The sequence below is a fragment of the uncultured Anaerococcus sp. genome, assembly GCF_947253225.1.
In the GTDB taxonomy this organism is placed as follows: Bacteria; Bacillota; Clostridia; order Tissierellales; family Peptoniphilaceae; genus Anaerococcus.
This window is the reverse complement of sequence record NZ_CAMXYR010000002.1, coordinates 46,953-62,102: the sequence shown is the minus strand read 5'-3', so window position 1 is coordinate 62,102 and position 15,150 is coordinate 46,953. Positions and strand designations below refer to the sequence as shown.

Genomic DNA, 15,150 nt, shown 5'->3' with positions numbered 1-15,150 from the left:
AGTCCAATTTCTGCTCTTTTTTCTCTAGGTAAATCTATACCAGCTATTCTTGGCATTGAACCCTCCTAACCTTGTCTTTGTTTATGTTTTGGATTTTCGCAAATTACCATAACTTTACCATTTCTTTTGATAATTTTGCATTTATCACACATTTTTTTAACTGATGCTCTAACTTTCATTTTGACTCCTCATCTTTTGACTATTCTTAATGAATGGGTAGTACTTGAATTTTGGATTTGGGTAAAATATTTTATTTTCCCAAAATTGTAAAATCTTATGATTTCACACCCAAGATGATGGGACTATTTACGTCTCCAAGTTATTCTACCTTGACTTAGATCATATGGAGATAGTTCAACTGTTACCCTATCTCCTTCTAGTATTCTAATGCTGTTCATGCGAAGCTTTCCAGAAATGTGGGCTTGAATTTGGTGACCATTTTCTAGCTCAACCTTAAATAACGCATTTGGTAGTGCTTCAGTAACAACTCCTGTAACTTCTATAGCATCTTTTTTTGACATCGATAGAACCTCCTTTTAAATTTTCTCTATGTCTATTGAACGCCATTATAAATTGTCTTATATCAACAAGACATTAAGGACTAAAAATCTATAAAAGATTCTATCGCCGCTTTAATTCTTATTAGCATAAATTAGAATTATTCTCCTAATTTATTTAGAAATTCTTCAAAAACTTCGTCTGGAGAATTTGTGCCATCAATACTAAATAATATACCTTTATCATTGTAGTAATCAATTAGTACAGATGTGTGAGCGTTGTAAACATCAATTCTGTTTTTTACAGTTTTTTCATTATCGTCATTTCTTTGGATAAGTTCGCTTCCACATCTGTCGCATATTCCCTCCTCTTTTGGAGGATTGTTATTTACATGGAAAGTAGCTCCACAGTTTGTGCACACTCTTCTGCCAGTAATTCTTTGGATAAGAATTTCTTCATCTACATTAAAATATACGACATGATCTATTTTTTGATTTCTTTCTTCCATTCCACTATCGAGAGCCTTGGCTTGGTCGATGTTTCTTGGGAAACCATCAAAAAGAATGATCTTTCCTTCTTTGCTTTCGTCTTTGTGCTTATCGAAGGCATCCCATACAAGATCAATTGTTAATTCATCTGGTACAAGATCGCCCCTATCCATGTAGGATTTTGCTTTAAGACCTAGTTCAGTTTGATTGGAGATATTGTATCTAAATATATCTCCAGTAGCTATCTGAACTGCTTGTTTTTTTTCTATAATTTTATTTGATAGTGTACCCTTACCAGCTCCTGGAGGGCCTAATAAAATAATATTCATCTCTTACCTGTTTAAAAATCCTTTATATTGTTTCATTGTCATCATAGCTTCAATTTGTTTGATAGTTTCAATAATTACACCTACTACGATGATTACTGAAGAACCACCGAAGGATATTTGTAGTCCTAAAACTTTTGATGCAATCGCTGGAACAACAGTTAGTAAGGCTAGTGCAATTGATCCTATGAAAGTTATCTTTGTAGAAACACTTGCTAGGAAGTCACTAGTTGGTTTACCAGGTCTGATTCCAGGAACAAAACCACCGTTTTGTTGAAGTTGTTTTGCATATTCTACAGTGTTAAATTGAATTTGGTTGTAGAAATAAGCAAATACTAGGATTAATATTGATTGGATTATTAGATAAACTGCAAATCCAAGGTGTGAGTTTTGGAAGAAGTTTGCTATTGAGCTTTGTCCATTACCACCAAAGAAGAGTGATACTGTTGAAGGAATAGCAAGTACTGCTGAAGCAAAGATGATTGGCATAACGCCTCCCATGTTTACCTTGATTGGAATGTGGGTTGATTGACCACCATACATCTTACGTCCAACAACTCTTTTCGCATATTGGATAGGTACTTTTCTTTCTCCCTCAGATATTAATACTACAGCTAACACTATTAGGATAACAACAACTGCCATTATCGCAATTGCAACAAGACTTGTTGTATTATAGTGAAGACCTTGTTTCCATCTGGCTATTGTTCTAGGGAATGATGCAATGATACCCATAAAGATTATAAGACTTGTACCATTTCCTAGTCCCTTTTCAGTAATTGTTTCACCCATCCAAGTTACAAACATTGTTCCACCGATTAGGACTATGTTCATCACAATTTTTTGGAAACCTGTTGCAGATGAAAGGGCTGCCCCATATAGTCCATTAGTTATTGCAACTGCTTGGAATATGGCAAGACCTATCGTTACATATCTAGTATATTTTTGGATTGTCTTTCTACCTTGCTCTCCTTCTCTTGAAAGCTCTTCAAGTCGTGGAATAACAACAGATAACAACTGCATAACAATTGATGCTGTGATGTATGGTTGTACCCCTAGGGCAAATATTGAAAGAGTGGATAGTCCACCACCTGTCAACATGTTTAGGTAGTCGACAAGGGTTCCTTGAATATTTTTATATGCATCTGCTAGTGCTTTTGCGTCTATAAATGGTATAGGAATATTATTTCCTAGTCTGTATACTACTAGCATTAGAAGAGTGAAATAAAATCTTTTTCTTATTTCTTCTTCCTTTGCTGCTTTTCTAATTATTTCTAGCATTGCTCACCATGCTTTCTGTTAAGCTTTTTTAGATGGTTTTACCCATTTTTTTGTTTCGATAACTTCTACGCTACCACCAGCAGCTTCGATTTTTTCAACTGCTGATTTAGTAAATTTGTGAGCTTTTACATTAAGCTTTACTGTAAGTTCTCCATCACCAAGGATTTTAACTCCAGCCTTTGCTTTATTTTTATTTAAGAATTTATTTTCGAATAATAATTCTGGTGTTACATCTGTTCCATCTTCGAAAGCATTTAGTGTTTCAACATTGATTGTTTCATAAATCTTTCTGTTGATGTTTTTAAAACCTCTTTTTGGAAGTCTTCTGTATAGTGGCATTTGACCACCCTCGAAGCCTGGTCTTGTTCCACCACCACTTCTTGAGTTTTGTCCATCTTGTCCACGGCCTGCACGAGTACCGTTTCCTGAACCTGGTCCTCTACCTTTTCTCTTGCCTTTTTTTAACTTCTCATTAGGTTGTAATTCATGTAGTTTCATCTTACACCCCTTAGTTTAATTCATTTACATCAACCATGAATGAAACTTTATGAATCATTCCTCTGGTTGCTTTATTATCTTCTTTTACAACAGTTTGGCCAATTTTTCTAAGGCCTAGTGCTTTACATGTTGCAATTTGTCCATCTTTTTTACCGATAAAAGATTTTTTTAATGTGATTTCAAGTTTTGCCATTGTATTCTCCTTAATAATCAAATTCTTCTACCGATTTACCACGAAGTTTTGCAACTTCTTCAACAGTTTTCATGTTTGAAAATGCTTCAATACATGCATTAATGATATTTCTTGGGTTTGATGAACCTAGGTTCTTTGCCCTAATATCTTTAAATCCTGCAAGTTCGCAGATTGCACGAACTGGACCACCAGCGATGATTCCTGTACCTTCTGATGCAGGCATTAGAAGAACCTTACCACTTCCCTTGTGGCCATGGATTCTGTGTGGAACAGTTGTTCCAACTATTGGAACGCTAATCATGTGCTTTTTAGCATCTTCTCCAGCTTTTCTAATTGCTTCTGGTACTTCTGTAGCTTTACCAGTTCCTATACCAACATAACCATTGCCGTTTCCAACAACAACTAGGGCAGAAAATCTCATGTTACGTCCACCTTTTACAGTTTTAGCAACTCTGTTAATAGCTACTACTCTATCTTCGAGGTTTAGTTTTTCTACTTCGCTTCTTAATAAATAATTCATCTAATACCTCCTCAATTAAAATTTAAGACCAGCTTCTCTTGCTGCTTCTGCTAGAGCTTTAACTTTTCCGTGGTAGAGGTATCCATTTCTGTCAAATACAACTTCTTCGATTCCTTTTTCACTGCAAGCCTTAGCGATAGCTGTTCCTACTTTTTTAGCAGCTTCTACGTTAGCATTGTTTTTTGCTCCAGCTGAAACTGCTTCTTGTAGAGTGTTTGCACTAGCAAGTGTTACACTATTTACATCATCAATTACTTGAGCATAAATGTTAGCATTTGATTTATAAACGCTTAGTCTTGGTTTTTGAGGAGTACCGCTTACTTTAGCTCTTACTCTTTTTTTACGAGTTAAAAGTCTTTCTTGTTTAGTTTTTTTAGCCATTCCTATCTCCTACTTACCTGTTTTACCAACTTTACGTCTTACATGCTCACCTTCATATCTGATACCTTTTCCCTTGTAAGGTTCTGGTTTTCTCCAGTTTCTGATGTTTGCAGCATGTTGACCAACTAATTGTTTGTTAATTCCTTTAACAACAATTGTTCTATCATTTGGTACTTCTACTTCGATTCCTTCAGGATCAGCCATTGTTACTTGGTGTGAAAAACCTAAGTTCATAACAAGGTTGTTGCCTTGCTTGTTAGCTCTATATCCTGTACCTTCGATTTGAAGTGTTTTTGCATATCCTTCTGATACTCCAACAACCATATTGTTAATTAGAGATCTATATAAACCGTGGTCGATGTTTTGTGTTTTTGTGTAGTTTTCTGGAATTTTAACCAAAAGTTCTTTTTCGTTTAATTCTAGTTCTACGTTTTTAGAAACTTCTAGGCTATCTTCGCCCTTAGGTCCTTTTACACTTACTTTACGGTCGTTAATTTCTATTGTTACTCCAGAAGGTATTTCAATTGGAAGTTTTCCTATTCTTGACATATATATCTCCTTACCATACGTAACAAATAACTTCGCCACCTACATTTTCGCTTCTTGCAGCGCGGTCAGTTAATAGTCCTTTTGATGTTGAAATGATTGCTGTTCCAAGTCCGTTAAGAACTTTTGGCACTTCATTTGCTTTTACATAAACTCTAAGGCCTGGTTTAGAAATTCTTCTTAGACCTGAGATTACTTTTTCACCATTTTCTGTATATTTTAAATCAATTGTAAGAATACCTTGTTTGCCGTCTTCTTCTACGTTAAATCCTGTAATAAAGCCTTCATCAAGCAGAATTTGGGCAATAGCTTTTTTCTCATTAGAAGATGGTAGTGAAACCTTTGTGTGGTTTGCCTTGTTACCATTTCTGATTCTTGTTAGCATATCCGCTATTGGATCTGTCATCATAATTATCATTCCCCCTTAATTACCAGCTTGCTTTTCTTACTCCTGGAATTTGTCCATTATTTGCAAGTTCTCTAAAGCAAATACGGCAGATTCCATATTTTCTTAAGTAGCCGTGTGGTCTTCCACAAAGTTTACATCTTGTATATTCTCTTGTGGAGAATTTTTGTTTTCTTTGTTGTTTAGCTCTTAGTGACTTTTTAGCCATTTTTGCTCCTTAGTTATTTCTTAAATGGCATTCCCATTAATTGTAAGAATGCTTTTGCTTCTTCATCTGTTTTTGCAGTAGTAACTATGGTGATATCCATACCATGTAGGAAATCAACATTGTCATATTTGATTTCAGGGAAGATCAATTGTTCTTTGATTCCTAGTGAGTAGTTTCCACGTCCATCAAAGCTGTTTGGATTGATACCTCTAAAGTCTCTTACCCTTGGTAGGGAGATGTTTATAAGTTTGTCTAAGAAATCATACATTTTTTCTCTTCTTAGAGTTACTTTTGTACCGATTGCTTGACCTTCTCTTAGTTTGAAGTTAGCTACAGATTTTTTCGCCTTAATTTCAATTGGTCTTTGACCTGTGATTAGAGCAAGTTCGTCTTTGGCAGCATTCAAAAGATTTTGGTTATCTTTAGCTTCACCTAGTCCTACGTTTATAACAATCTTTGTAAGTTTTGGAACTTCGTTAACATTTTCGTAACCGAATTGTTCGATAAGTTTACCAACAACTTCGTTTTGATATTTTTCTTTTAATCTACTTGTCATAATATCTCCTTTGAACTAGTCGAATTTTTCTTCTGTCTTAGTAGATACACGAACTTTTTTGCCATCTACAAATTCTTTTCTAGTTCTAACACCTTTTTTGAGTTCTTCTGAGTAAAGTAGAACTTTAGAAGCATCTATTGGACATTCCTTTTCGATTCTTCCGCTTTCGCCACCCATTTGGGTTGCTTTTTGGTGTTTGATTCTAATATTTGCACCTTCAACTACTACTTTATTTTCTTTAGGTAGAGCTTTAATAACTTCACCTACATGTCCTTTAAATTCACCTGATATTACTTGGACCTTATCGCCTTTTTTAATATGCATGCAATCCTCCTATAATACTTCCGGTGCAAGTGAGATGATTCTCATGAATCCTTCACTTCTCAATTCTCTAGTAACTGGTCCAAAGATTCTTGTTCCAACTGGGCTTTTGTCGTCTTTGATAACTACAGCTGCATTTTCATCAAAGTTGATTGTTGAACCATCAACTCTTTTTAAGCCTCTTTTTGTTCTAACGATTACGGCTTTAACTACAGAACCTTTTTTTACCGCTGCTCCGGGTGTTGCACTTTTAACTGAACAAACTACAACATCTCCGATATTAGCATATCTTCTTCCAGTTCCTCCAAGAACCTTAATCACTGAAAGTTCTCTTGCTCCGGAGTTATCTGCAACTCTCATACGAGTTTCTTGTTGTATCATAATAATCTCCTATATCTAATTAAACAATTTCTGCTGCTTGGCTTACACGAACAAGTCTCCATCTTTTTGTCTTAGATAGTGGTCTTGTCTCCATAATTTCAACTGTATCGCCAACTTTAGCTTGATTTAGTTCATCATGAGCCTTATATTTTTTGCTTCTAATCATTCTTTTTTTGTACACTGGGTGTTGGATCTTATCTTCAACTAAAACTGTTACAGTTTTATCCATTGAATCAGATACGACAACGCCTTTAAGTACGTGTCTTCTATTTCTTTCCATGAAACTTAAGCCTCCCTATTTAAATTAAGCTTTCTTTCTGTTTGGATTGTCTTAACTCTAGCTATATCTTTTTTAACACTTCCTATAGCTGCTGGATTTTCAAGTTGTCCTGTTGCAAGTCTAAAACGAAGATTGAAAAGCTCACTTTGTAAATCATACAATTGTATATCTAGCTCTTGATCTGATAACTTTCTGATTTCTGCTACTTTCATCCTTATTCCTCCGTACCTGTAACTTCAAGTCTTTGGATGAATTTAGTCTTGATTGGAAGTTTTTGTGCAGCAAGTCTCATAGCTTCTCTTGCAACTTCTTCACTAACACCACTCATCTCAAATAATACTCTACCTGGTTTTACTACAGCAACCCAATATTCTGGAGCACCTTTACCAGATCCCATTCTTACTTCTGCTGGTTTCTTAGAAACTGGCTTGTCTGGAAATACCTTTATCCAAATATTTCCGCCTCTTTTGATATATCTTGTCATCGCACGACGAGCAGCTTCGATTTGGTTTGCTGTCATCCATGTAGCTTCTGTAGCTTGAAGACCATATTCTCCATAAGCTAGTTGGTTACCTTTTTGAGCAAACCCCTTCATTCTGCCTCTGTGTTGTCTACGATATTTAACTCTTTTAGGCATTAACATAGTATTTTCTCCTAATTCTTTAAGCTTCGATATCCTTACTTGTTGTTAGGACGTCTATTATTATTTCTTTTTCTCTTGTTATTTCTTGGTTGTTTCATTTTTGGTTCTCTTTGAGCTTTTTCTCCTGGAAGAACTTCGCCCTTGTAGATCCATACCTTACAACCAATTTTACCGTATTCAGTATCTGCTTCTGCAAATCCGTAATCAATGTTAGCTCTTAATGTTTGAAGAGGGATTGTTCCTTCTGAATATCCTTCGCTTCTTGCCATATCAGCTCCACCAAGTCTACCTGAAACCATAGTTTTGATACCCTTAGCTCCAGCTCTCATTGTTCTTTGGATTGGTTGTTTCATAGCACGTCTGAATGCAACTCTGTTTTCAAGTTGGTTAGCAATATTTTCGGCTACAAGTTGTGCAGAAAGGTCTTGGTATTTGATTTCTTCAACGTTTATGATAATTCTTTTACCAGGTGCTGCTTTTTCAAGTTTTTTCTTTAGTTCTTCAACTCCAGCACCACCCTTGCCGATTACCATTCCTGGCTTTGCAGCAAATACTGTAACTTTAAGGTTGTTTACTGCTCTTTCGATTTCGATGTCTGCAACTCCAGCATCAAAAACTTCTTTTTTAACAATTTTTCTGATGTTATAATCTTCTACTAGTAGATCTGAGAAATCTTTTTTGTCTGCGAACCATTTTGAATCCCAGTCTCTGATAACACCTACTCTATATCCCTTTGGGTTTACTTTTTGGCCCATCTTATTCCTCCGTATCTTCTATATCTGCTAGGACAACACCAATGTGGCTACTTCTTTTAAGTATTGGATATGCAGCACCCTTAGCTTTAGGTCTCCATCTTTTCATAGTTGGAGCATCATTTGCAAATGCCTTTTTTACATAAAGATTAGCTCTATCAAGTCCGTTGTTGTTTTCAGCGTTGGCAATAGCACTTTTTAGTACATCTGAAAGAAGTCTTGCACCTTTTTTGTTAGTAAATCTTAAGATATTAAGTGCTTCGTCTACTTGTTTGCCTCTGATTTCTCTTGCTATATAGTGTACTTTAAGAGGAGAAATTCTTTGATATTTAGCTGTTGCTTTAACTTCCATCGTTTCTCTCCTATCTCATTTTGCTCTTCATTTCAGTAGCCTTTTTAGCGTGGCCTCTGAATGTTCTTGTTGGTACGAACTCACCTAGTTTGTGGCCTACCATGTCTTCTGTAATATAAACCGGAACATGTTTTCTGCCATCATGAACAGCGATTGTGTGCTCTACAAATTCAGGGAATATTGTAGAACGTCTTGACCATGTTCTAATAACTTTTTTCTCATTTTTTTCATTTAATTCGTCAATTTTCTTTATTAAATGATCATCGACAAATGGTCCTTTTTTAATAGATCTTGCCATTATATCCCCCTATTTTTCGTTTCTTCTTCTTACGATGTAAGATTCAGATTGTTTCTTAGTGTTTCTTGTCTTAACACCAATAGCTTTTTTGCCCCATGGCGTCATTGGTGCAGGTCTTCCGATTGGTGTTCTACCTTCACCACCACCGTGTGGATGGTCAACAGGGTTCATTACAGATCCTCTTACGTGAGGTCTTCTTCCCATGTATCTGCTCTTTCCAGCCTTACCAACTCTTACAAGTTCGTGTTCTGAGTTTCCTACAACTCCAATTGTAGCCTTGCAGTTTAAGTGAATCATTCTCATTTCGCCTGATGGAAGTCTCAATGTTGCGAAGTTGCCTTCTTTAGCCATAAGTTGAGCTCCAACACCAGCACTTCTTACTAAGATTGCTCCTCTTTTTGCTCTAAGTTCTACATTGTGGATTGTTGTACCTACTGGAATATCTTTTAATTCAAGAGCGTTACCTGGTTTGATATCAGCATCTTTTCCTGATTCGATAACATCGCCTACTTTAAGTCCTTTTGGAGCAAGGATGTATCTTTTTTCTCCATCAGCATAAGCAACAAGTGCAATGTTTGCTGATCTGTTTGGATCGTATTCTATAGTTTTTACTCTTGCTGGGATATTGTCTTTATCTCTTTTGAAGTCGATAATTCTATATCTTCTCTTAACTCCGCCACCACGGAATCTAACTGTTGTCCTACCTGTGTTGTTTCTTCCACCCTTAGATTTTAGATCAACTGTAAGACTTTTTTCAGGTCTGTCTGTAGTAATTTCTTCGAATGTTGAAACAGACATATTTCTATGACCGTTTGAAGTTGGTTTTAATTTTCTAATAGCCATTTAAACCCTCCTATAGTCCATCGAAGTATTCAATTTCTGCACTATCTTCTGTTAATGTTACGATAGCTTTTTTCCAGTCAGCTCTCTTACCGTATCCGTATCTTGTTCTTACAGATTTACCAGTATAGTTCATAGTTCTTACATTTTTAACTTTAACTCCGTCAAAAATAGCTTCTACTGCAGCTTTGATTTCTGGTTTGTTTGCATTCTTGTCTACTTCAAAAGTGTATTTGTTCTCGTCAAGCATTTCCATGCTTTTTTCTGTGATTATTGGTCTTTTGATTATTTCGTAAGGTGATCTCATTAGATAAATACCTCCTCAAGTTTAGCAATCGCATCTTTTGTAATTACTAACTTGTTGTGTCTTACTAAGTCGTAAACATTGATTAGGCTTGCAGCTGATACATCAACACCTTCGATATTTCTAAATGATCTGTATACTTCGGTATCATTTTCTGCTGTAACGATGTAAGCCTTGTTTCCAGCATTGATTGCATTAAGTACATTAACAGCTTCTTTAGTCTTAGCATTTTCAAGGGCTAGGCTATCAAGAACTATTAATTCATTGTCATTTACCTTTGATGTAAGAACTGAATACAATGCTTTTCTTCTTAGTTTCTTTGGAACTTTGTAACTATAATCTCTTGGCTTTGGTGCAAATACAACTCCACCGCCTGTGTAGTGAGGAGCTCTGATTGAACCTTGACGAGCACGTCCTGTTCCCTTTTGTCTAAATGGTTTACGTCCACCACCACGAACCTCTGAACGAGTTTTCGCAGATTGTGTACCTTGTCTTTTATTAGCTAGTTGGTTTTTTATTACTTCATAAACAGTATGTTCGCTTATTTCAGTATTAAATAGAGTTTCGTTTAGCTCTAAAGAACCAACATTTTCTCCCTTAATGTTTAAAATATCTACTTTAGGCATTTATTCCTCCTTAATTAGGCTTTTATAGCTTGTTTGATTTGAACAAGTCCGCCCTTAGGTCCTGGAACTCCACCTTTAACTAAGATGTAGTTATCTTCAACACTTACTTTGACAACTTCAATGTTTTGGATAGTAACTCTTTCGTTACCCATTTTTCCTGAACCTTTTCTACCCTTGAAAACTCTTGCTGGATCTGAACCTGCAGCTCTTGCACCTGCAACTCTGTGTGATTTAGAACCGTGGCTTGCTGGACCTCTTCCGTAGTTCCATCTCTTGATGGCACCTTGAGTTCCCTTACCCTTGCTTGTAGCTACAATGTCCACAAGATCGCCAACTTCAAATTGGTCAACTGTGATAACATCTCCAAGGTTTAGTTCTGGAGTTTCTTCTCCAAAATTAATCTCCCTCAAGTATCTCTTTGTAGTAGCATTTGCTTTTTTGAAGTGTTCTCTTACTGGTTTCTTAACATTTTTTTCTTTCTTGTCCATATAACCAACTTGGATAGCGTTGTAACCGTCAGTTTCTACTGTTTTAACTTGTACAACTACGTTTTCGTCAGCCTTTAGGACAGTAACAGGAGTAATAACTCCATCTTCGTCGATGACTTGAGTCATGCCTACTTTTGTTGTAAATATACTCTTCACTTGAGTACCTCCTTAATTACAGCGGATTGATGATCTGTTATTACTTAATAACTAGATTATCTTCAATCATCCTAATTACAGTTATAGTTTAATTTCGATATCGACACCAGCAGGCAAGTTTAATTTCTTGAGTGCATCTAAAGTCTTGGCATTTGGGCCAATGATGTCGATTAATCTCTTGTGTGTTCTTTGTTCAAACTGTTCTCTTGAGTCTTTGTATTTGTGAACCGCTCTTAAGATAGTGATTTTTTCTATCTCTGTTGGTAATGGAATTGGTCCACTTACTTCAGCTCCGGATCTTTTAACCGCTTCTACGATTTTTTCTGCTGAGCTATCGATTACTTCGTGATCGTACGCTCTTAGTCTAATTCTTATCTTTTGATTAGCCATTTTCCCTCTCTCTTTCTTTACGCCCATCCGGGCGTTTGATAATAATTTGGAAATCACTTAGGATTGTTCCTAAGCTTGCTAGGTGAAAGTTTCCTTGTGCTTTTGGCCTGAGGCACAAGCAACATCTCACTTCACAGCACTTATATATAATACATCATAAGCACCAAAAAATCAAGTCTTTTTCACTAATTTTCAATCTTTTTTATGAAAACGACTTTCTTTTCTGCTTATAGTACTTTAGCTATTACTAGCTGGTTTTTAGTATACTAGGTTTTAGTAAATTTGCAAAATTTCTATCTAAATTTTTTATATTATTATAATTTTTTCCTAACTTCTTATATATTTCCACTCCGCTTATGGTTTTTTGTCTAGTGAGCAAGAAAAGACCCAGGTCTTATACCTGAGTCTTTCTTTAGAGAGTTTATCATTATATTCTATTTAGTTCTACTTGGTTTTTTTCCTTGTTGCAAATATGCCAGCCAAAGATCCAAATAAACCTAATAAAATCGAACCTTGACCAGCTATTCCTGTTTTAGGATTTGTTGGAACTTTGACCTTGGTCTTTGAAGTTGATTCTTTTTGCTTTGCTTGTGCTTTATTTCCTAGATTATTTGGTTTTTTATCTGGTGTTTTGCCAGTATCATTAGGTTTCTTGTTTTCTGGTTTTGTTTGTGGAGTTTGTTTACCATTTCCTTTATCGTCTGGTTTTTGTTCCTGACTTTGGTCTGGCTTTTTATCTGGTGCTTTTCCTGAGTCATTTGGTTTCTTGTTTTCTGGTTTTGTTTGTGGAGTTTGCTTATCCTTTCCTTTATCTTCTGGTTTTTGTTCCTGACTTTGGTCTGGCCTTTTCTCTGGTGCTTTTCCTGAGTCATTTGGTTTCTTGTTTTCTGGTTTTGTTTGTGGAGTTTGCTTATCCTTTCCTTTATCTTCTGGTTTTTGTTCTTGACTTTGGTCTGGCTTTTTATCTGGTGTTTTGCCTGAATCGTCTGGTTTCTTGTTTTCTGGTTTTGGGGTTGTATTGTCAGCTTGCTTATCTAAGGCTTTTAGAGATTGTTTTAGTGCTTCTATTTCTTTTTCTTTATCCTCTATTCTCTTAGCTAATTTTTCTAGGTCGTCCTTTAGCTTTTCTTGTTTATCTGAAAGCTCTTGATAGGCAGCTTTCCTTTTAGCGTCATTTAACTTAGCTTCTTCTAGTTTTTTCTTAGCTAGGTCAAGTTTTTCTTGATAATTGTCAGTTTCCTTTTGAACTTTGACCTTCTCTTCTTTCAAGCCTTCTATAGTCTTTGTTAGATCAGCTAGTTGTGTTTCTAGGCTGGCCTTTTCTTCCATTAGTTGTTGAACTCTGTCATTTGGGTTGGCCGCCTTTAATTTTTGTTCATTGGCTTGTATCTTTGCCTTTAAGGCAGCAATTTCTTCGTTAATCTTGTTAATTTGTCCATTGATTTGACCGAGTTTATCTGCTTGCGCCTTAACTTTTTCTGCCAATTCCTTATTTTGTTGCTCTAAGGTTAATATATCTTTCTCAGAATTAGGAATCCCTTGTTCTAGTAGTCTTATTTCTTTTTCTAGCTTGTCTTTCTTTTCCTTTAAATCCTTTTCATTTATCCCTTTTATTTGTGTGTATAGGTTAGATATATTTTCTTTAATCATATTCACAGCTTTTCTTAACTGCTCAAAAACCTCTTTACCATTATCTAACTTCATTTGTTCTTTACCGAGGTCTTTTTGCAATTGAGTAAGCTTATCTCTATCTTCCTGACTAATTGATTTATCTATCTCTTGTATCAATTGCTCAATTTCCATCTCTAACTTATTAACTTGAGCTTCTTTCTCTCGTAATTCCTTAGTAGCAATTTGTTTATCTTTTACTAATTGTTCTACCTTTGTTCCGTAATCTTCAAACTCTTTTCCGTACTTTTTTATGTTATTATCAATGTCAGATATTTCTTTCTCTAGAGTAAGTATTTTTTTATTATTTTCTTCTATCTCAGCTTCAATTCTTTTTAATATTTCTTCAGGAGTAGGCTGTTTAGAAACTGGTATAGAGGCATTTTTTTCATTTTTTGCTTTTTGACTATTTTCAAGAGCTTCTTTAGCTCTATCTCTAGCATCTTCAAGTCGTTGTTTTTCTCTTTTAGCCTCTTCTAATTCATTATTTTTATTTTCTTTTTTCTCCTCTTCCGAACTTATCTTACCATTTACACCTTTCTGTAAATTTGTAGTTTCAGATATTTGAGCATCAATATCTTTAACTTTTTTATCAAGCTCTAACATTTTTTTGTTGAGAGCTTCTGCATCGTCTTGCTTTTTATCTCTTTCTACAAGTTTGTTTGGGTCGTAGTCAGGATTTCTTTTCTTTATTTCTTCGATTTCTTTATTATATTGATCGACTTTGTTCTTGGCTTCTGTATAAGGCTTGTTTACAACATCAAATTGCTTTTCAGCTCCTACAAGGTTCTGTTCTTGCTTAGTTTTTTCCTTTTCAAGTTCCTCTTTTTTTGCTAGAGATTTTTCTACATCTTCTAATTCTTTTTTCTTGTTAGCTAGGTTTTTTTTATCCCTTGGTATCCCTTCTTTTCTACTTTCTAGGTAGCTGTTCTCCATCACTAGTTTATCTTCTAGTTTTTTTAATTCCTCAGCTTCTTTTTCTTTCTCTATTTCTTTGTTCTTGAGCTCTTCTTTTTTTTGCTCAATAGTTTTCTTATCACTAGCTATTTCTTCTTCTAACTTTTTGTTAGCATCAGAGTTGTTTCCCTCTTTTGCCTTGGCTATTTCTCTTTCCTTATCTGCTATTTGCTTAATTAGACTTTCTTTTTCTGTGGTTTTCTTATCTATATCTTGGCTAATACTTGCAAGCTTTTTATCATTTTCTGGCTTATTAGCCTCTATTTCCTTGATATTCTTCTCTGCTTCTTCGCTAGCTTTGTTTAAATCTTTTTTTTGAGAATCTAGGGAAGCTTGCCTGTCCTTTTCTTCTTTCTTTAGGCCTTGCTCTTTATTTTTTAGGTCAGAAAGTTCATTTTCTTTGGCCTTGATTTCTTCTTCGATTCTATCTTTACTTGCCTTTACCTCTTCCTTGCTAGCAAGAGGTTTTACGCCATCAGATGCCCTAACCACATCTGTTTGCGAGAAAAACACGCTTGTAGAAAGTGCCATTATCAAAGTTACTTTTGCCATATTTTGCTTTTTCATATAATGTAGCTCTCCTTTATATTGTATTAGCTATGTTTCATATGCTTTTATTTTCTAATTATAAAGGGACGGATATTAAATTCGTATAAAGTTTTGTCAAAAAAACTAAAAATCTAAAATAAATATAAAATTAAATATAATTACCCTAACGAACCCTGGCCGCTTTCTTATAAAACTCCGATAGATTTAAAGATAATCTACCCAAGATTTTCTTCTTATAATATTA

Annotated in this window: 26 protein-coding genes; all 26 read right to left on the bottom strand. The window is 35.2% G+C overall.

Annotated elements, in window-relative coordinates; translation table 11 throughout:
• Positions 1-65: 65 nt before the first annotated feature.
• A complete protein-coding gene (rpmJ, locus tag Q0W95_RS00725) occupies positions 66-179 on the bottom strand; it encodes a 50S ribosomal protein L36 (RefSeq protein ID WP_004818043.1) in 114 nt (37 codons plus the stop codon).
• A gap of 123 nt (positions 180-302) precedes the next feature.
• The gene (gene infA / locus Q0W95_RS00720; protein ID WP_297788569.1) at positions 303-521 is read right to left on the bottom strand and encodes a translation initiation factor IF-1; all 219 of its coding nucleotides are present in this window, start codon (positions 519-521) and stop codon (positions 303-305) included.
• 137 nt (positions 522-658) lie between these two features.
• Entirely contained in the window at positions 659-1,315 is a 657-nt protein-coding gene (locus tag Q0W95_RS00715) for an adenylate kinase (RefSeq protein WP_297788567.1), read from the bottom strand.
• 3 nt (positions 1,316-1,318) lie between these two features.
• A complete protein-coding gene (gene secY / locus Q0W95_RS00710; protein WP_297788564.1) occupies positions 1,319-2,593 on the bottom strand; it encodes a preprotein translocase subunit SecY in 1,275 nt (424 codons plus the stop codon).
• An 18-nt stretch (positions 2,594-2,611) separates the two neighbouring features.
• Positions 2,612-3,091, bottom strand: a complete 480-nt coding sequence (rplO, locus tag Q0W95_RS00705; protein WP_297788559.1) for a 50S ribosomal protein L15 — start codon at positions 3,089-3,091, stop codon at positions 2,612-2,614.
• Between the two features lie 10 nt (positions 3,092-3,101).
• Positions 3,102-3,284, bottom strand: a complete 183-nt coding sequence (gene rpmD / locus Q0W95_RS00700; protein ID WP_297788556.1) for a 50S ribosomal protein L30 — start codon at positions 3,282-3,284, stop codon at positions 3,102-3,104.
• A 10-nt stretch (positions 3,285-3,294) separates the two neighbouring features.
• Entirely contained in the window at positions 3,295-3,804 is a 510-nt protein-coding gene (gene rpsE / locus Q0W95_RS00695; protein ID WP_297788551.1) for a 30S ribosomal protein S5, read from the bottom strand.
• A 15-nt stretch (positions 3,805-3,819) separates the two neighbouring features.
• The gene (gene rplR, locus Q0W95_RS00690) at positions 3,820-4,185 is read right to left on the bottom strand and encodes a 50S ribosomal protein L18 (protein WP_297788548.1); all 366 of its coding nucleotides are present in this window, start codon (positions 4,183-4,185) and stop codon (positions 3,820-3,822) included.
• Between the two features lie 9 nt (positions 4,186-4,194).
• Positions 4,195-4,734: a 50S ribosomal protein L6 gene (gene rplF / locus Q0W95_RS00685; protein ID WP_297788545.1), complete on the bottom strand. Its 540-nt coding sequence runs from the start codon at positions 4,732-4,734 to the stop codon at positions 4,195-4,197.
• 10 nt (positions 4,735-4,744) lie between these two features.
• A complete protein-coding gene (gene rpsH, locus Q0W95_RS00680) occupies positions 4,745-5,140 on the bottom strand; it encodes a 30S ribosomal protein S8 (protein ID WP_004834722.1) in 396 nt (131 codons plus the stop codon).
• 19 nt (positions 5,141-5,159) lie between these two features.
• The gene (locus Q0W95_RS00675) at positions 5,160-5,345 is read right to left on the bottom strand and encodes a type Z 30S ribosomal protein S14 (RefSeq protein WP_004836723.1); all 186 of its coding nucleotides are present in this window, start codon (positions 5,343-5,345) and stop codon (positions 5,160-5,162) included.
• 13 nt (positions 5,346-5,358) lie between these two features.
• A complete protein-coding gene (gene rplE / locus Q0W95_RS00670; protein WP_297788540.1) occupies positions 5,359-5,901 on the bottom strand; it encodes a 50S ribosomal protein L5 in 543 nt (180 codons plus the stop codon).
• 15 nt (positions 5,902-5,916) lie between these two features.
• Positions 5,917-6,225 carry a 50S ribosomal protein L24 gene (rplX, locus tag Q0W95_RS00665; RefSeq protein ID WP_297788537.1) on the bottom strand — a complete coding sequence of 103 codons (309 nt, stop codon included), beginning with the start codon at positions 6,223-6,225 and terminating at the stop codon, positions 5,917-5,919.
• A gap of 9 nt (positions 6,226-6,234) precedes the next feature.
• Entirely contained in the window at positions 6,235-6,603 is a 369-nt protein-coding gene (gene rplN, locus Q0W95_RS00660) for a 50S ribosomal protein L14 (protein ID WP_297788534.1), read from the bottom strand.
• A gap of 19 nt (positions 6,604-6,622) precedes the next feature.
• On the bottom strand, positions 6,623-6,883 hold the full coding sequence (gene rpsQ, locus Q0W95_RS00655; RefSeq protein WP_297788531.1) for a 30S ribosomal protein S17: 261 nt from the start codon (positions 6,881-6,883) through the stop codon (positions 6,623-6,625).
• A 5-nt stretch (positions 6,884-6,888) separates the two neighbouring features.
• On the bottom strand, positions 6,889-7,095 hold the full coding sequence (rpmC, locus tag Q0W95_RS00650) for a 50S ribosomal protein L29 (protein WP_297788528.1): 207 nt from the start codon (positions 7,093-7,095) through the stop codon (positions 6,889-6,891).
• Positions 7,096-7,097: 2 nt separating this feature from the next.
• Positions 7,098-7,526: a 50S ribosomal protein L16 gene (gene rplP / locus Q0W95_RS00645; RefSeq protein WP_297788525.1), complete on the bottom strand. Its 429-nt coding sequence runs from the start codon at positions 7,524-7,526 to the stop codon at positions 7,098-7,100.
• Positions 7,527-7,561: 35 nt separating this feature from the next.
• Positions 7,562-8,281 (bottom strand): 30S ribosomal protein S3, encoded by a 720-nt coding sequence (rpsC, locus tag Q0W95_RS00640; protein WP_297788522.1) that lies wholly within the window; start codon positions 8,279-8,281, stop codon positions 7,562-7,564.
• A gap of 1 nt (position 8,282) precedes the next feature.
• Positions 8,283-8,630 carry a 50S ribosomal protein L22 gene (rplV, locus tag Q0W95_RS00635; RefSeq protein WP_297788519.1) on the bottom strand — a complete coding sequence of 116 codons (348 nt, stop codon included), beginning with the start codon at positions 8,628-8,630 and terminating at the stop codon, positions 8,283-8,285.
• 10 nt (positions 8,631-8,640) lie between these two features.
• Complete coding sequence (gene rpsS, locus Q0W95_RS00630; RefSeq protein WP_297788516.1) at positions 8,641-8,928, bottom strand: 30S ribosomal protein S19; 288 nt, start codon at positions 8,926-8,928, stop codon at positions 8,641-8,643.
• 9 nt (positions 8,929-8,937) lie between these two features.
• On the bottom strand, positions 8,938-9,771 hold the full coding sequence (gene rplB / locus Q0W95_RS00625; RefSeq protein ID WP_297788513.1) for a 50S ribosomal protein L2: 834 nt from the start codon (positions 9,769-9,771) through the stop codon (positions 8,938-8,940).
• A gap of 10 nt (positions 9,772-9,781) precedes the next feature.
• Complete coding sequence (rplW, locus tag Q0W95_RS00620; protein WP_297788510.1) at positions 9,782-10,075, bottom strand: 50S ribosomal protein L23; 294 nt, start codon at positions 10,073-10,075, stop codon at positions 9,782-9,784.
• Positions 10,075-10,698, bottom strand: a complete 624-nt coding sequence (gene rplD / locus Q0W95_RS00615) for a 50S ribosomal protein L4 (RefSeq protein ID WP_297788506.1) — start codon at positions 10,696-10,698, stop codon at positions 10,075-10,077. The genes rplW and rplD overlap by 1 nt, the downstream gene beginning before the upstream one ends.
• A 14-nt stretch (positions 10,699-10,712) precedes the next feature.
• A complete protein-coding gene (gene rplC / locus Q0W95_RS00610) occupies positions 10,713-11,342 on the bottom strand; it encodes a 50S ribosomal protein L3 (RefSeq protein WP_297788503.1) in 630 nt (209 codons plus the stop codon).
• Between the two features lie 81 nt (positions 11,343-11,423).
• Positions 11,424-11,732: a 30S ribosomal protein S10 gene (rpsJ, locus tag Q0W95_RS00605; protein ID WP_297788500.1), complete on the bottom strand. Its 309-nt coding sequence runs from the start codon at positions 11,730-11,732 to the stop codon at positions 11,424-11,426.
• A gap of 444 nt (positions 11,733-12,176) precedes the next feature.
• A complete protein-coding gene (locus Q0W95_RS00600; RefSeq protein WP_297788497.1) occupies positions 12,177-14,924 on the bottom strand; it encodes a hypothetical protein in 2,748 nt (915 codons plus the stop codon).
• Between the last annotated feature and the right edge of the window lie 226 nt (positions 14,925-15,150).